Origin of the sequence: Streptomyces sp. NPDC047971, assembly GCF_040653355.1 — a bacterium.
Taxonomy (GTDB): domain Bacteria; phylum Actinomycetota; class Actinomycetes; order Streptomycetales; family Streptomycetaceae; genus Streptomyces.
On record NZ_JBEZNW010000015.1, the window covers coordinates 119,445 to 135,112 of the forward strand.

The window sequence follows — 15,668 nt, forward strand, 5'->3', positions numbered from 1 at the left end:
CGGTCTCCTCGCCGGTCTCGGAGGGCACCGTCGGCGCCGCCACCGCTCTGCTCGACGCCTACCGTCCGGGCGACAGGTTCCTCGCCACCCCGACCCGCACCATGCTGGCCCACGGCGTGCTGCACGAGGTCCCGCACGGTGCGCGCCCGGTCGCCGAACGCGTCGCGGCCGCGCTCTCCGAGGCCCGCGCCCGACGGCAGGCTTCCCACGTCGTCATGGGCGCCATCCCCTTCGACCAGGACGCGCCGGCCGCGCTCGTCGTGCCGCAGACCGTGCGCATCGGGCCGGCGCTCGCCTCCGACCCGCTCGTCGCGCTGCCCACCACGGCGCCGGGAGCCGCGGGCTGGACGGTGCGACCCGTGCCCGGGGCCGAGGTGTACGGCCGGGGTGTCGCCGCCGCCGTCGACCGCATGTGGAAGGGCGAGTTCAGCAAGGTGGTGCTCGCCCGCACCCTGGAGCTGACCGGTCCCGACGAGCCGGACACGGCCGCGATGGTGCGGCGGCTCGCCCGCCGCGACCCCGGCGGCTACACCTTCGGCCTCCCCGTCGGACCGGACCGCACCCTGCTCGGCGCCAGCCCGGAACTGCTCGTGTCCCGGCTGGGCGACCGGCTGGTCTCCAACCCCTTGGCCGGCTCGACCCCGCGCAGCGCGGACCTCGCCGAGGACGTGCGTCGGGCCGCCGCCCTGCTCGACTCCGCCAAGGACCTGCACGAGCACGCGGTCGTCGTCGACGCCGTGCACCAGAACATGGCCCCCTACTGCTCCTCGATCGACGTGCCCGCCCGGCCGTCGCTGATCCGCACCGCCACCATGTGGCACCTGTCCACCACCATCACCGGCGTCCTCGCCCACCCGGAGGTGTCCGCCCTGGAGGTCGCCTCCTCGCTGCACCCCACCCCGGCGATCTGCGGCACTCCGACGCCGCTCGCCCGCAAGGTCATCCGGGAGACGGAGCCCTTCGACCGCGGATTCTTCACCGGCATCAGCGGCTGGGGCGACGCCGACGGCAACGGCGAATGGGTCGTCACCATCCGCTGCGCCGAGGCGGCCGGGCGGACACTCCGTCTGTACGCGGGCGCCGGTGTCGTCGCGGCCTCCGAGCCCGAGGCGGAGACCGCGGAGACCGCCGCCAAGTTCCGTACCTTCCTGGACGCCGTAGGAGCCGAGCTGTGACCGCACCGACCGAGACGGGTCGTACTGAGACGGGTCGTACTGAGACGGGTCGTACTGAGACGGGTCGTACTGAGACGGGTCGTCACCGCACCCGCCGTACCGACGACTCCGGCGCCGAAACCCGCCGCACCGACACCAGCTCCACCGGCACCCGCGGCACGGACACCAGCGCCGACACCGCGCCGTACACCGCGCCGACCTGGCCCGACGCCTTCGCCGAGCGCTACCGTGCGGCCGGCTGGTGGCAGGGGGAGACGTTCGGCGCGATGCTCCGCGCCCGGGCCGGGGAGCACCCCGACCGCGTCGCCGTCGTCGACCGCGCCGGGCCCGACGGTGCCCGGAGAGTTTGGACGTACGCGGACCTCGACCGCCGCGCCGACCGGCTCGCCGCGGGACTCGCGGCCCGCGGCATCGGAACGGGCGACAAGGTCGTCGTCCAGCTTCCCAACGTGGCCGAGTTCCTCGAAGTGGTCTTCGCCCTCTTCCGGTTGGGCGCGCTGCCCGTCTTCGCGCTGCCCGCGCACCGCGAGTCGGAGATCTCCTACTTCTGCTCCTTCACGGAGGCCGCCGCCTACGTCATCCCCGACGTCCACGCGGGCTTCGACCACCGGACGCTCGCGACCACGGTGCTCGCCCGCTGCCCGTCGCTCCGGCACGTCTTCGTCGTCGGCGAGGACGCGGGACCCTTCGAGGCGCTCTCCGACGTGCCCGCGGAACCCCTCCCCCTCGCCGACCCCGATCCGTCCGGCACGGCCTTCCTCCAGCTCTCCGGTGGCAGCACGGGCGTGCCCAAGCTGATCCCGCGCACCCACGACGACTACCTGTACTCGCTGCGCGGCTCCGTGGAGATCTGCGACGTCGACGCGGACAGCGTGTTCCTGTGCGTGCTGCCCGCCGCCCACAACTTCCCGCTCTCCTCACCCGGTTCACTGGGCACGCTGTACGCGGGCGGCCGGGTGGTGATGTGCCCGCAGCCCACCCCCGAGGCGGCGTTCCCGCTGATCCAGGACGAGGGCGTGACGATCACGGGTCTGGTACCCCCGCTCGCGCTCGTCTGGATCGACGCCGCGCCCCGCTCCGCCTACGACCTGTCCAGCCTCGACGTGCTGCTCGTCGGCGGCGCCAAGCTGAGCGAGGAGGCCGCCCGCCGGGTCCGGCCCGCACTGGGCTGCACGCTCCAGCAGGTCTTCGGTATGGCCGAGGGCCTGGTCTGCTACACCCGCCTGGACGACGCCCCGGAGACGGTCGTCACCACGCAGGGACGGCCGATCTCCCCGGACGACGAGATCCGGGTCGTCGACGACGAGGACGAGGACCTGCCGGTCGGGACGACGGGCCACCTGCTGACCCGGGGCCCGTACACCATCCGCGGCTACTGGAACGCGCCCGAACACAACGCCCGCGCCTTCACCGAGGACGGTTTCTACCGCACCGGCGACCTCGTCCGGCTCACCCCGAGCGGCCACCTGGTGGTCGAGGGGCGTGCCAAGGACCAGATCAACCGGGGCGGCGAGAAGATCGCGGCCGAGGAGGTGGAGAACCACCTGCTCGCCCACCCCTCGGTCCACGACGCCAACGTGGTGTCGGAGCCCGACCCCTACCTGGGCGAGCGCAGCTGCGCGTACGTGATACGGCGTCAGGGCGCCCCCGAGGTCAAGGCGCCGGCCCTGCGGCGTTTCGTACGGGAGCGCGGCCTGGCGGCGTACAAGGTGCCCGACCGGATCGTCTTCGTCGAGGTCTTTCCCACGACAGGGGTCGGGAAGATCTCGAAGAAGCACCTCCGCGCCGGTGGACCGGCCTCATGACGCGCTGAAAGCGCCCGCCTCGGTGCAACCGGGCTCGGTGCGACCCGATCCCCCTTCACCCACCCGCCCACGTACCCGCGTACCCACGTACCCACGTACCCGCGTACCCACGTACCTCCGAACGGATCTCCCTCCCCATGACCCTCCCCAGCGTCCCGCCGTACCCCATGCCCCGTCCCGATGATCTGCCGGCCAACCGGGTGGACTGGACCGTCGACCCGGACCGGGCCGTACTCCTCGTGCACGACCTCCAGAACCACTTCCTCGCCCCCTTCGACGCCGAGGCGGAGCCGCTCACCGCCCTGCTCGGCAACCTCCGGCGCCTCCGCGAGGGGGCCGCAGGACGCGGAGTACCCGTCGTGTACACCGCGCAGCCCGGCGGTCAGACGGCCGAACAGCGCGGTCTGCAGCAGGACTTCTGGGGTCCTGGCGTCCCGGCGGACCGGGCGGCGGTGGCGATCGCGGAGGCCGCCGCGCCGGAGCCGGACGACATCCTGCTGACGAAGTGGAAGTACAGCGCCTTCGTCCGCACCGACCTGGAGGAACGGTTGCGGGCGTGGGGACGCGACCAGCTCGTGCTGACCGGCGTGTACGCCCACATCGGGGTGCTGATGACGGCGTGTGACGCCTGGATGAGGGACATCCAGACCTTCGTCGTCGCGGACGCCGTCGCCGACTTCTCGGAGGAGGACCACCACATGGCCCTGCGCTGGGCGGCCGGCCGCTGCGCGGTCGTCACCACGAGCGACCGGGTGTTCTGAACCCGGGTGGCCTACGCGTGCGGCTCGTCGCGCCCGTCGCGACGAGCCGCGCCCCGGTGACGGCGTCCACGGCGTGAAGGGCCTTGCTGTACCCGGGCGCCTCCCGTGCGACCGGGTGCTGCCGTGGTGGAGCTGCCACCGCGCCCTTCGGCGTTCTGGGTACCGCGACCGCGCGGAGTTGAGTACGAGCGCTCACGCCGCAGTGACCCCCGACGTCGACGATGGAGACTCGTCGACACGAAGGAGGCACCCCATGCTCAGCCGCATCGCCGACGTCCTGGTCCCCGCCGTAGGGCGCCTCGCCGTGACCATGAACGCCCGGGCCGAACTGGTGCCCGGCAGCATCATCGCCGCGAACCACACCTCGCTCGCCGACCCGGCCATCGTGCTCGCCGCGCTCCGCCGACTCGGTGTCTCGCCCGTCGTCATGGCCGCCGCCGGACTGTGGCGCATCCCCTTCCTCGGCCAGGCCCTGGCCCGCGAAGGCCACATCCCCGTGATCCGCGACGACCGCCGTGCCTCGGACTCCCTCGACCTGGCCGCGAGGGCCCTGGACGAAGGACGCCTCGTCCTCATCTACGCCGAGGGCGGCATCCCGCGCCGCACCGACTCCGGCGAAGCGCCTCCTCTCCCCTTCCGCAGCGGCCTCTCGCGCCTCGCGTACCGCACCGGCGCGCCCGTCGTCCCCGTGGGCCAGGCCGGTGCGCGCCGCGTCACCTCGGGCAGCGCGGCGAAGCAGCTCGCCGGGGTGGCCACCGCGCCCCTGCGTCGCCCGGGACTGCACGTCCACGTGGGCGCACCGCTCACGCTGACCGGGGACTACGCGGAGCGCACGGCCCAGGCCCACACGGCGGTGACCGCTGCCTGGAGGACCGCGGTCGACCGCCTCGGCTGACCTCTCCGCCGCGGCAGAGCCCGGTCCGTCCGCCGAAGCTCCCCATGTGCGGCCGCTCGGGCTCCCGGGGCCGATGGACGCCCCGCCGTACGCCGCTGTGTGCGGGTCAGTGCGGTGGGAGACGCGGTGGGTGGTCGTCGGCCGAGCCGGCGGCCGCGGCCGGCCCCAGCAGGCGGTGGGCGTCGAGCGCGAGGGTGAGTCGCACCAGGTCGCGGGGGCGGGACAGCGCGAGGCCGGTGACCTGCTCGACGCGGCGCAGGCGGTTCAGGACGGTGTTGCGATGACAGAACATGCGCCGCGCCGCCTGGGCGGTGGAGCCACCGCATTCGATCCACACGCCGATGCTGTCGAACAGCAGGTCGCGGTCGGCCGGCTCCAGGTCGTACAGGGGCCGCAGCACCTGGCGGACGAGTTCGTCGGACAGGTCGGGGCGCGAGACCAGCAGTCCGTCGGGCAGGCGGGAGTCGAGGCGGGCGATCTCCCCGTCGCCCCGGCAGGTGCGGAGCGCGAGCCCGGCCATCTCGCGCGCGCGGGCCAGACCCTCCAGGCCGGGGACGACCAGACTGATCCCGATCCGGAGACCCTTGCCGCCCACCAGGCCGGCGGCGAACGCCTCCAGCGGCCGGTCGCCCAAGTGCGCGACGAGGACGGCTCGTTGCCCCCAGGCGTGTCGCAGGACGCGGATGCCCGTCAGCTCCGGTGCCGCCGGTGGCACACGGCCGTACGGAGGTGTCGCCTCGACGACCGCCACCGCGTACCGGCCGGTGAGCGGCAGATCGAGGATGCCGGCCGCGCTCCGGCTGAACTCGGGTTCGGGGCGCTTCTCCAGCAGGGCGGCGAGGATCAGGCGAACGCGTTCGGCGTGCCGCCCGGCGGCCCCGTCGACGACCTGCCGGTAGGCGTCGGCGACCAGGACGGCGTCGCGGTCGTTGCTCTTCCACACCAGCTCGGCGACGTGCACGAGACGGCGGACGTCGCCCAGGCCGTCCCGTTCCACCACGCCGATCATCCCTCTCCAGACCTGGGATCCGGCGACACGGAAGGCATGCAGGACCTCGTCCAGGGGGCGGCCCTGTTCCGCGCGCCGCACGCCGAGCTCTCGGGTGAACCGCTCGACGTCCACGATCCTGCTCGGATCCACGCCGGTCTCCAAGCTGTGGCGGATCCCGGCGCCCACGTTCTGGCGCACGTCGGGCGGCGCGAGGACGGGGTCGGCGTAGTACGGCACCTCGGCGCGGATGGCCTCCAGAACGGCGTCCGTGAACTCCGTGCCGTATCCGAGAAGCCGCCGGCACACGCTGTCGAAGAGCTCGGCGGAGGAGGGGTCCATGGCGTCGCCGGGGGCGGAACTACGGTACATGGACGCTCCTGGTGGACGGGGTGCGAAGCACCACGCGGGGTGACGGCATGCCGCGGCGCCGTGAGCAGCGGCCGCGCGCCCGACCCGACGCGCGGCCGCACGGAACACGGCGAGCCCTTCACCTGTCGGGCCACCACAGGCGCAGGGCGGGCAGCGTCCTTCCCGGCGGGCAACATGCTAAGCGGTCGGTCACCGAGCGGCGCGGTCTCGACCGGATCGTGATGATTCCGGATCCGAACCCCCTCACGTCAGCGACCGCCCCGCCGCCCACTCCTCCCCGGCGCCCGGCTCCGGCTCTGTCCACCTACGGGCTCGCTTGCCCGGCCGACGTTTCAGTCGTACGACGCCCGGCCCCCGCGCTGGTCACGGCGCGCGAGTGACCTCGTCGTGCCACTCGGCCTCCGGGCGGGATTCGCCCGCGCGGCCGAGGTCGAGGACGTACTGCTCTCGGGTAGGGCACTGCGCCCACGCCTGCGTCAGAAGCTCCGGGCTCGCGTCGCCTGCGAGCTGCCGGAGGGTCTGGTCGTAGTAGTCGCTGGTCGCCCGGCGTCCGACCCACCAGGCCGTGCCTTCGTAGAGGCCCGGCTGGGGCAGGTCCATCGTCCCGGCGGGACCGAGGGCGAGTTGGCCGATGACGAGGATCCCGGTCTCGGAATCGAGCGTCACGGGTGTGTGGCCTTCGGCATCCGCGGGCGGCGGGGGCGCTGATTCCCACAGGCGGATCGCGACGCGAACGCGGATGTCCGGCTGGAGGCTGTACAGATACAGGTGGTAGCCGTCGCCGGCCACGACATGGTCGCGCGCCGCCCGGAATGCCTCGTCGTCGCCCAGGATGGCGTCGGCGTCGTAGACCTCGACGAAGCCGCGGTCCGGGCGGGCGGAGACAGCGAACTCGGCGATGGGTCGCACCAGGAGGAGTCCCCTTCGTCGAGGGGTTGCGCCCTCAGCGACCACGGCGAAGCCACTGACGCGCGGCGGCCAGCGTCACCTCGGTGTCGTCGCTCCATGAACAGACTTCCAGCCACGACAGATAGCCGCCCTGTGCGAAGACAAGGACCTCGCCAGGGCACTCGCCGGCCTCCGTGACCAGACGCGCTTCGGCCACCACTGCCGTGCCGGGGCCGCTGGACGCGGGCGCCACCTTGCCGGGGTCGAGGGCGAAGTAGGCGGTACCGCACCCGCACGTACAGCGCTCTCGCACCCTGAGGTGGGGAACCTGTTGCCGGAGCGCCACCTCGATCGGACCGTCCGAGTTCAGGACCACGGCCAGCACGTCGGCCACGTCGGCAGGCAGGCTCTCGGTCATGACGTCACCGTATCCGACCGCTCTCCTCGGGGTTCGCGGCAGCGAGGTCGTCGGCCCGCGGAGCGGCGTCACAGTGTCGGAGCCGCGGGGGCGAAGGGGCCGTCCAGGGCGGCCCATTGGAGGAGCAGGATCGTCTTGCCGTCGGTGATGCGCCCGTCGCGGGTCATGGCGAGGGCTTCGGCGAAGGGGAGTTCGAGGACCTCGATGTCCTCGCCGTCCTCTTCGAGTCCGCCGCCGGTCCCGGTCCGGTCGGCCGGGGTGTAGGGCGCGGCGAAGAAGTGGAGGCGCTCCGTGACGGAGCCGGGGCTCATGAAGGCGTCGAGTACATGGGTGAGCGGGCCCAGGGTGATGCCGAGCTCCTCGGCGCTCTCGCGGCGGACGGCGGCCGGCGGGTCGTCCGCGTCGAGCAGCCCGGCGGCGGCTTCGACCAGCATGCCGTCGGGGTGGTCGTTGACGTAGGCCGGGTAGCGGAACTGCCGGGTGAGCAGGACGCACCGGCGCTCGGTGTCGTAGGGCAGGACGACCGCGCCGTTGCCCCGGTCGTAGGTCTCGCGCTGCTCGGTGACCCAGCGGCCGTCGCGGCGGCGGTAGTCGAAGGTGGTGCGGCGCAGGACGTGCCAGCCCTGGGAGGTGAGTTCGACGTCGCGGATCACGACGTCGGGGTTGCGGTCCAGCTCGCGACCCGCGCGGTCGAGGCCGGTGCGGCCGCGGTGGTCGGGGGTGTCGACGCCGGGACGGGGGCTCATGCGTACTCCTGCGGGGTGCGTGACGAGATCTGCGCGGCGTCGTGATGGACGGGCAGGAACGGACGGCGGACGAGGTCGCAGACCGCGGCCCGCGGTTCGGCCGCACCGCCGGAGGCACGGACCCCCGCAGCGAGGACGAGCCTGTGCCGGTCGGTCATGGCGCGCTACGATACATGCAGAAACGTGCAAGAACAGGAGAGAGTACGGATGCTGGCTGCCGAACGGCGCGACCACCTGCTGGATCTGCTCGCCCGCGAGGGCAAGATCGTCGCCAAGGACGTCGCCGCCGCCTTGGGGATCTCCGAGGACAGCGTCCGGCGCGACCTGCGCGATCTCGCCGGCGAGGGTCTGTGCCAGCGGGTCTACGGCGGGGCGCTGCCCGTCTCGCCCGCCGTGGCGGACTACCGGACCCGGCAGACCGTCGCCCCGGGCGGCAAGAGGAAGGTCGCGTCGGTGGCCGCCGGACTCGTACGGCCCGGCGGCGCCCTGATCCTCGACGGCGGTACGACGGCCCTCGCCGTCGTCCACGCACTCCCCCGGGACCTGGCCTGCACCGTGATCACGCACAGTCCGACGATCGCCGCGGCCCTGCTCGACCACCCCGAGGCGGAGATCTTCCTGCTCGGCGGCCGCCTCTTCAAGCACTCGGCGGTCGCCTGCGGCGCGGCGGCGGTCGAAGCCGCCCAGAACGTCTCCGCCGACCTCTGCTTCCTCGGCGTCACCGGCGTGCACCCCGACGCGGGACTGACCACCGGCGACGCCGAGGAGGCCGCGATGAAGCGCGCCCTGGCCGCACGGGCGGCGGACACCTATATCCTCGCCTCCTCCGAGAAGATCGGCACGGCATCGCGGTTCCGGGTCCTTCCGTGGGAGGAGATCAGCGGACTGATCACCGACGCGGCCCCGGACGGCCCCGTGATCGAGCAGCTGACGGCGCGCGGGGTCGAGGTCCTCGGGACCGGCTGACCGGCGCGGGACCGCACAGGCACGGTTCGCCCCGAGCTCGCGCCGACCGCGTGGCGCAGGCCCGGCGACGGAAGCCACCTCGAAACCGCCCACCGCCCTGACCAGCCGTCACCCATCGCCCCGGGCGACCCGCACACGCCACGGTGAGAGATCTCGATCAAGGCACCAACCAGCGCCGTTCACGGACAGTCGCGGTGCAACTGTCAACTATCTCTTCAGAGTTGCGCATATCGGGCGATATCCATAGATTTGTGGTAGGTGCCGATTATCCGGTGCGCCATCCACCCGTCTGTCGCGACTCGGCCGACGCGGCGTCCGGCCGACCCGACGTCCGACCGATCCGACGTTCGATCGACCCGACGTCCGACCGAGGGTTCACACGCCGAGCGGTCCCGATCCGGCAGACCTCAGATCCATAGGTGCCGTTACGACTGTCCGACGCGCGGCCGCGATGCCCCATCGCCGCTCCGGCCACGCGAGAGGCCCACGCGACTGCCTGGTTGCCCTCGGACGGAGAGAAGAGCCGAACCATGGCCAAGATCAAGGTGCTGCTCGAAACCCAAGCGTCACAGACCCAGCCCGAAGGATTCGGCGCCTTCCGGGAAGCCGTAGCCTCCGAGGCCACCGCTCTCGACCAGGCTCTGCCCGAACTCGACCTGGTGGCCGGGCTCGGGGTCGAGCCCGGCGAGAACTTCGTACCCGTCCCCATGTTCAGCCCGGCCCGGGAGGACGGCGAGTCCCCCGAGCCGCTGCGCTCCCTGCGGGAGTTCGCGGTTCCGGAGACCAACCCCGACATGGCGGCGACCTCGGTCGTGCTGCCGGTGGAGGTCGACCCCACCAAACTGGCGGAGCTGCGCGAGCGCGAGGGCGTGCGCGTGTGGGCCAGCTCCCCGCTCCACCTCTACGAGAACGAGGGCAGCCCGAACGAACCGGGCACCGACGTCGAGGCGAACGCGTTCGATCTCGCCCGCTCGCGCACCGGCCTCGACTGCCGGCCGTTCCGCCCCGGCGCCACCCTCGAGACCATCCGGGCACTGCTGGGCGTCGCCCGGCCGTGGCAGGAGGGCTTCCGAGGGCAGAACGTCGTCGTCGGCATCATCGACGAAGGCGTGAACGGGCATGTCTACCCCGTCTCCGGAGGATTCGCCCGCAACGGAGCGACCCTCCAGCCCGGGGCCGCCCCGATCACCAGTCACGGCTCGATGTGCGCCGCCGACATCCTCGTCGCGGCACCCGCGGCCAGGCTGTACGACTACCCCTTCCTCGGGCAGCCGGACTCCGGCGGAGCGCTGACCATGTTCCAGGCGGTCCTGGAGCACCGCAGGCTCGACGGCACGCCCCACCTGACGAACAACAGTTACGGGTTCACCGGCGTGCCTCGCCGCGAGCTCGCCCCCGGCCACGAGATCTGGGACCTCGACCACCCGCTGCACCGCAAGGTGCGCGAGGTCGTGGCCTCCGGCGCGGCGGCGTTCTTCGCGGCCGGCAACTGCGGCGTCCACTGCCCGAGCGGGAGCTGCGACCGCTCCGGCATCGGCCCCGGCCGCTCCGTCCACGCGTCCAACAGCCTCAGGGAGGTCATCACGGTCGCCGCGGTCAACAGCCAGCAGGAACGTGTCGGCTACTCCTCGCAGGGGCCCGGCATGTTCGAGTCGCAGAAGCCGGACTTCGCCTCGTACACGCACCTCTTCGGGAACTTCGGCCCGGGCCGCCCCGGCGGAGTGCCGGCGCCCCCGAGGTCGCCCTTCGACAACGGGACGTCGGCGGCCACACCGGTCGCGGCAGGGGTCGCGGCGATGCTGCTCTCCGCGTTCCCGGGACTCAGCCCACAGGAACTGCGCGAGGCCCTGCTGGCCGGCCTGATCAACACGACGGGCAAGGTCTGGGATCCGGGGTACGGGCGTGGCATCGTGAACGCCGCGGCGTCGTACTCGTTCCTCCTGCGGAAGCCCTGAGCCACGGGATCGATCCCGCGCGGCGGTGACCCCTGGCGCGGGATCGCCTCGGTCCGCCGCATACGCGTACCCCGTGAACCGCCCGAACCGAGAGGGTGTCGATGAAGTGGCTCCTGACGGTGCCGGCAGGCACCGACCTCGGCGACCTCGCGACGAAGCTGTCCGGTGTCGGCTGCACGCTGCTGGATTCCACCCCCGTGCCGATCGGTGACGACGAGATGGTCGTGGAGGCCGAGGGCCCAGAAGACCTGCCCACGCGCGTGGCCGGCCTCGGCCTCCCGGTCAAGGTGAATCCGAGTTCTCCGTTCGACCTGGGCGGCTAGGGAGGACCGCCCGTACCCGACGAGCCCGAGGACCGCGGAGCGACAGCTCCGACCGGTCCTCGGAGCGTGGCGCGTCGGCTCCGTGAGGCCCCGGACCATCGCTCCCCGCTCCGACGAGTCCCGGAGATGGGCGCGGCGCCCGTGACCGTGGCGCGGCGCTCCGTCGAGTCCTGGACCGTCGCGCGTCGGCTCCCGTACTCTCCGGACCGTGGCGCGGAGTCCTCGGACCATGGCGCGGCCGCGAACCGCCGCTCTGCCATCCTTGCTGCGTGCAGCCGCCCTCATCCGTGACGCCCGACGCCCCCGCCCCCATACGCGCCCCGCTCCTCACCCAGGAGTGGCTCGACCTGACCTTCATCCACTGGGCCGTCGACCCGGACGTCGTGGCTCCGCTGCTCCCCAGCGGGACGGTGCCCGACACGCACGAGGGAGTCACCTACGTCGGGCTCGTGGCCTTCCGGATGCACCGCGTCGGCTGGCTCCGGCTGCCCGGGGTGCCGTACCTCGGCTCGTTCCCCGAGACCAACGTGCGTCTGTACTCGGTCGACGCCCAGGGGCGGCGCGGTGTCGTGTTCCGGTCGATGGACGCGTCGCGGCTGATCCCGGTCGTGATGGGGCGGGCAGGCTTCCGGCTCCCGTACCTGTGGTCCCGGATGAGCGTCAGCTCCGACGGTGACACCGTCGACTACGCCAGCTCCCGCCGCTGGCCCGGCCCGCGCGGCGCGCACAGCCGCATCACGGTGGCCAGGGGCGAGTGGATCGAGGAACCCACCGACCTGGAACACTTCCTCACCGCCCGCTGGGGCATGCACAACGCCTTCTTCGGCGGAGCGGCGTACCTGCCCAACGACCATCCTCGCTGGCCGCTGTACCGCGCGGAACTGCTCGCCTGCGAGGAGAACCTGCTCGCATCGGCCGGGCTGCCGACCCCGAGCGAGGCACCGGTCAGCGTCCTGTACTCCCCCGGAGTCCCGGTGCGACTCGGCCGCCCCTCCCGTTCAGCCGTCACCGTCCCGCACCCGCGCCGTTCTCCGTAGCCTGCCGCATCACGCCCCGCGCGGTGATCCGCGAGGGGCGACCGCCGTCGCCTCGCTCGGTGGCGGGTCGACGTCCCCGGACCGGACATCCCATCCGGGGGCACCACGGCTTCGTGCGCAGCGTCGGCCCTAGGCTGGATGCCAGCTCGACGGACAGGAGACCGACGTGACCGAGACCACCGTGACGCAGGTCATGGCCGATTTGGCCGTGCTCGAGGACCCGAAGATGCGGGCGGCCAACGAGAAGCGCGGTGACGATCACGGCGTGAACCTCGGCAAGCTCCGCGCGCTCGCGAAGCAGCTCAGGACACAGCAGGACCTCGCCCGTGAACTCTGGGAGACGGATGACACCGCGGCGAGGCTCCTGGCCCTGCTCGTCTGCCGCCCGAAGGCGTTCGAGCGGAACGAGCTGGACACCATGCTGCGGGAGGCCCGCGCTCCCAAGGTGCACGACTGGCTCGTGAACTACGTGGTGAAGAAGAACCCGGCCTCCGAAGAACTGCGCGTGGCCTGGTCCGCGGACCCTGATCCCGTGGTCGCGAGCGCGGGCTGGGCACTGACCACCGAGCGCGTGGCGAAGAAGCCCGACGGCCTCGACCTTCCCCTGCTGCTCGATGTCATCGAGGCGCAGATGAAGGACGCCCCGGACCGTCTGCAGTGGGCGATGAACCACTGTCTGGCCCAGATCGGGATCGAGCACGCCGAACACCGCGCCCGCGCGATCGGGATCGGCGAGCGCCTGGAAGTGCTCAAGGACTACCCCACTCCCCCGAACTGCACGTCTCCGTTCGCACCCGAGTGGATCGCCGAGATGGTGCGCCGGAAGCAGACGACGTAGGGCGGGCCGGCGCCGGGACGGGGGATCGGGCCCGACCGGGTCAGGTCAGGCCCTGTCAGGTCAGGCCCGGCCCGATCGGGTCAGGTCAGGTCAGGTCAGGTCAGGTCAACGGAGCGATCGTGAAGTGCCGGACCTGAAGGGGCGCCACCAGGTACTCCTCCTCACCGGGAAGCACCACCGGCTGGTCACGCCAGTTCTCGCCGGCGTAGCGGACCAGGTCTTCCTCGCTCCGCCAGCGACTGACGTAGATCAGTCCGTCCGGCGGAGCGACGAGTACCTCGTGATCCACCAACCCCGGGTGGAGAAGCGGGAATTCACGCACGGCGTCGAGGATCACGTCGCGGAACTCCTCGAAGCGACCAGGGCGTACACGGGCCTCACTCATCCTGATGATCACGACGCCCACGCTGCCACACGGGCCGCCGTCGCGGAACCCCGGACCGGCCTCCCGTACCCACGGATCTCCGTCCCCCGGGCCCCGGCAGGCATCGTCGGGCCCCACCGCGTGTGCTCGGCGACGGACCGGGTCAGTCCCACTGCTCGTCCGCCAGGGAGGCGACGGGCTGGGGCTTGCCGATGACGGCCAGGGCGATGAAGAAGTTGATCTGGCCGATCGCGACGGTGAGCGTGGCCAGCGCCTTCTCGTCGTAGTGCTTCGCCACCTCGGCGTACAGCTCGTCGGAGACGCGCTCCCGCCCGTGCGGGGCGGGCTGGAGCGTGGCCTCGACCAGGGCGAGGGCCGCGCGCTCGGCGTCGGTGAAGTACGGGGCGTCCTGCCAGGAGGAGACGGCGGTGATGCGCTCCTCGGACTCGCCGGCCTTGCGCAGGAAGCCGGTGTTCAGGATCGTCAGGTAGGTGTTGCCGACGATCTGCCCGGCCCGCAGGTGGATCAGGTTCATCGTGGCGCGGGGTACCGACCGGTTGCCCGTGGCCCGGAAGAGGGCGGCGGTGACGTCGCCGAGCTCCGGTACGAACGCGGTCGGGTTCGCCATCCGGGAGATCGAGGGGTTCGTCATGATGGTGCTCCTTCGTCTTCGGCCGCCCTGGTGGGTGGCTTCACCGCATTGACGGACCGCCTGACGGAGATGTGACCGGAACGCCGGAATCTTTTTCGGTCTCCGTCGGAGCACACCGGCGTCCGCCGGATGATCCAGTCGTCGCGCACGACGGTGGCCCGGGACATCAGGTGCTCGTACGCCTCGTCCGGACGCGGTCGAGATCGGCGGTTCTCCGGGGCGCTCGCCGAAGGTGGATCCCCTCAGGTTCCGAGGGGGAGTTCCAACAGTTCCTCCGGAGGGTGGAATCCGGAGCGACGATAGAGCGGGGCGCTGCGTTCCGACGGCCAGACGATCAAGCCCTCGATGCCGGCCGTGCGTGCGTACTGCTTCAGCGCCTCAAGGAGCGCGGAACCGGCTCCTTGGTTCCGATGTGAGGGCAGGACGAAGAAGTTCGTGACATAGCCGACGGGTTTGTTGTCGGCGTAGGGCTCGGGCATCCGTTCCACGAGACAGAGGAAGACGTGACCGCGGATCTCGCCCTCGGTCTCCGCGACCCAGGCCAACCAGGTCCCGTCGTCGAGCCGTTCGCGAATCCACCGCTCGGCCTCGTCCAGGGGAGGAACAGGGGTGGGGGTCTGCCCCTCACCGTCTTCCCTCCTGAACGTCCACCGCATGGCGGCGAGGGCCCGGGCATCGCTGGGTCGGGCCGAACGCACCGTGAGATCCATGGTCATGGGGGAGATCCTCGCTCGTGGGACAGGGCGGGGCGCGTCGATGTCCCTGCCGATGACAGCCATTCGTCGACGGCGACGGCGCCGAGGGCGGGGGCGTGTCGCGACCGGACGGCGCATGCGCCGCCTCCTCCGGCCGGCGCCGTCCTCGCCGACGCATGGCCTAGTACGGGCCGCCGCGGAAGTACAAGGAGCCGTGGTGGCGTGGGCGGTCGCCGCGTTCGTGGGAAGCGTCGGAGCGGTCGGCGGGGGCCGTGCGCGCGGCGAGGGCCCTCAGGCTCTCCAGGCCGGCCAGCACCTCGTCACGGTGGTCCGCGGACTTCATCCAACGCGGCAGCCGGGCGAACATCCCCCGTGTCGGGGACACGGAGCGTTCACGCAGCCGGGCGGACACGTAGGCGGCGACGGCGTCGACGTGTTCCTCGTCGTAGGCCCACAGGATGCGTCCCGCGCAGCGGGTCTGCAGCCACAGCGGACGCCGGAAGAAGGGGTCCTCCGTGCCGCCGGGGACCGCGCCGACGAGACCGGTACCCCGCTGCTCGGCCGTCCATTCGGCGACCGCGCCGCAACCGGCGCAACTGAGGCGGCGGGGCTGGACGAGCAGCTCGCTCACGTACCTGGGCGCCGCGAGGCGGGGCAGCGGCACGACGACCGCGCGACCACCACACTTCGGACAGACCACGAGCATCCGACCGGTGAACTGGACCAGCCAGGTGCCGCGGTCGCGATGGCGGACCGGTTCGGGGCGGGCGGGCGCGGGACTCATGAGGGC

At 72.2% G+C, this 15,668-nt stretch carries 18 protein-coding genes; 9 read left to right on the forward strand and 9 right to left on the reverse strand.

Annotated features, from left to right (window positions below; all coding sequences use genetic code 11):
- Window positions 1–47 precede the first annotated feature (47 nt).
- From AB0D99_RS16780 to AB0D99_RS16795, 4 genes are all read left to right on the forward strand, one after another.
- Window positions 48–1,175, forward strand: a complete 1,128-nt coding sequence (locus tag AB0D99_RS16780; RefSeq protein WP_362361861.1) for an isochorismate synthase — start codon at window positions 48–50, stop codon at window positions 1,173–1,175.
- On the forward strand, window positions 1,172–2,980 hold the full coding sequence (locus AB0D99_RS16785) for a (2,3-dihydroxybenzoyl)adenylate synthase (RefSeq protein WP_362361709.1): 1,809 nt from the start codon (window positions 1,172–1,174) through the stop codon (window positions 2,978–2,980). Before AB0D99_RS16780 ends, AB0D99_RS16785 begins: the two co-directional genes overlap by 4 nt.
- A 137-nt stretch (window positions 2,981–3,117) precedes the next feature.
- Window positions 3,118–3,741, forward strand: coding sequence for an isochorismatase family protein (locus AB0D99_RS16790; RefSeq protein WP_362361711.1), 624 nt, complete (start codon window positions 3,118–3,120; stop codon window positions 3,739–3,741).
- Between the two features lie 253 nt (window positions 3,742–3,994).
- On the forward strand, window positions 3,995–4,636 hold the full coding sequence (locus tag AB0D99_RS16795) for a lysophospholipid acyltransferase family protein (protein WP_362361714.1): 642 nt from the start codon (window positions 3,995–3,997) through the stop codon (window positions 4,634–4,636).
- Between the two features lie 106 nt (window positions 4,637–4,742).
- Here the strand turns inward: AB0D99_RS16795 and AB0D99_RS16800 are convergent, their stop codons facing one another.
- From AB0D99_RS16800 to AB0D99_RS16820, 5 genes are all read right to left on the reverse strand, one after another.
- A complete protein-coding gene (locus AB0D99_RS16800) occupies window positions 4,743–5,996 on the reverse strand; it encodes a helix-turn-helix domain-containing protein (RefSeq protein ID WP_362361717.1) in 1,254 nt (417 codons plus the stop codon).
- Window positions 5,997–6,359: 363 nt separating this feature from the next.
- Window positions 6,360–6,905: a hypothetical protein gene (locus tag AB0D99_RS16805; protein WP_362361720.1), complete on the reverse strand. Its 546-nt coding sequence runs from the start codon at window positions 6,903–6,905 to the stop codon at window positions 6,360–6,362.
- 34 nt (window positions 6,906–6,939) lie between these two features.
- Complete coding sequence (locus tag AB0D99_RS16810; protein WP_362361723.1) at window positions 6,940–7,302, reverse strand: hypothetical protein; 363 nt, start codon at window positions 7,300–7,302, stop codon at window positions 6,940–6,942.
- A gap of 68 nt (window positions 7,303–7,370) precedes the next feature.
- Window positions 7,371–8,048: an NUDIX domain-containing protein gene (locus AB0D99_RS16815; RefSeq protein ID WP_362361726.1), complete on the reverse strand. Its 678-nt coding sequence runs from the start codon at window positions 8,046–8,048 to the stop codon at window positions 7,371–7,373.
- The gene (locus tag AB0D99_RS16820; protein ID WP_362361729.1) at window positions 8,045–8,206 is read right to left on the reverse strand and encodes a hypothetical protein; all 162 of its coding nucleotides are present in this window, start codon (window positions 8,204–8,206) and stop codon (window positions 8,045–8,047) included. The genes AB0D99_RS16815 and AB0D99_RS16820 overlap by 4 nt, the downstream gene beginning before the upstream one ends.
- 49 nt (window positions 8,207–8,255) lie before the next feature.
- On the opposite strand from AB0D99_RS16820, the gene AB0D99_RS16825 reads away from it, so the two are divergent.
- From AB0D99_RS16825 to AB0D99_RS16845, 5 genes are all read left to right on the forward strand, one after another.
- Window positions 8,256–9,014, forward strand: a complete 759-nt coding sequence (locus tag AB0D99_RS16825) for a DeoR/GlpR family DNA-binding transcription regulator (protein WP_362361732.1) — start codon at window positions 8,256–8,258, stop codon at window positions 9,012–9,014.
- Window positions 9,015–9,544: 530 nt separating this feature from the next.
- Window positions 9,545–10,969 carry a S8 family serine peptidase gene (locus AB0D99_RS16830; RefSeq protein ID WP_362361735.1) on the forward strand — a complete coding sequence of 475 codons (1,425 nt, stop codon included), beginning with the start codon at window positions 9,545–9,547 and terminating at the stop codon, window positions 10,967–10,969.
- Window positions 10,970–11,070: 101 nt separating this feature from the next.
- The gene (locus AB0D99_RS16835; protein ID WP_362361738.1) at window positions 11,071–11,292 is read left to right on the forward strand and encodes a hypothetical protein; all 222 of its coding nucleotides are present in this window, start codon (window positions 11,071–11,073) and stop codon (window positions 11,290–11,292) included.
- Window positions 11,293–11,561: 269 nt separating this feature from the next.
- A complete protein-coding gene (locus tag AB0D99_RS16840) occupies window positions 11,562–12,329 on the forward strand; it encodes a DUF2071 domain-containing protein (protein WP_362361741.1) in 768 nt (255 codons plus the stop codon).
- A gap of 193 nt (window positions 12,330–12,522) precedes the next feature.
- Window positions 12,523–13,167 carry a DNA alkylation repair protein gene (locus AB0D99_RS16845; protein ID WP_362361864.1) on the forward strand — a complete coding sequence of 215 codons (645 nt, stop codon included), beginning with the start codon at window positions 12,523–12,525 and terminating at the stop codon, window positions 13,165–13,167.
- A 100-nt stretch (window positions 13,168–13,267) separates the two neighbouring features.
- Here the strand turns inward: AB0D99_RS16845 and AB0D99_RS16850 are convergent, their stop codons facing one another.
- The 4 genes from AB0D99_RS16850 to AB0D99_RS16865 form a co-directional block, all read right to left on the reverse strand.
- Window positions 13,268–13,552: an antibiotic biosynthesis monooxygenase gene (locus AB0D99_RS16850; RefSeq protein ID WP_362361744.1), complete on the reverse strand. Its 285-nt coding sequence runs from the start codon at window positions 13,550–13,552 to the stop codon at window positions 13,268–13,270.
- A gap of 142 nt (window positions 13,553–13,694) precedes the next feature.
- Window positions 13,695–14,183, reverse strand: coding sequence for a carboxymuconolactone decarboxylase family protein (locus AB0D99_RS16855; RefSeq protein ID WP_362361747.1), 489 nt, complete (start codon window positions 14,181–14,183; stop codon window positions 13,695–13,697).
- A 242-nt stretch (window positions 14,184–14,425) separates the two neighbouring features.
- Complete coding sequence (locus tag AB0D99_RS16860; protein WP_362361750.1) at window positions 14,426–14,899, reverse strand: GNAT family N-acetyltransferase; 474 nt, start codon at window positions 14,897–14,899, stop codon at window positions 14,426–14,428.
- 160 nt (window positions 14,900–15,059) lie between these two features.
- Window positions 15,060–15,662 carry a hypothetical protein gene (locus tag AB0D99_RS16865; RefSeq protein ID WP_362361753.1) on the reverse strand — a complete coding sequence of 201 codons (603 nt, stop codon included), beginning with the start codon at window positions 15,660–15,662 and terminating at the stop codon, window positions 15,060–15,062.
- Window positions 15,663–15,668 lie beyond the last annotated feature (6 nt).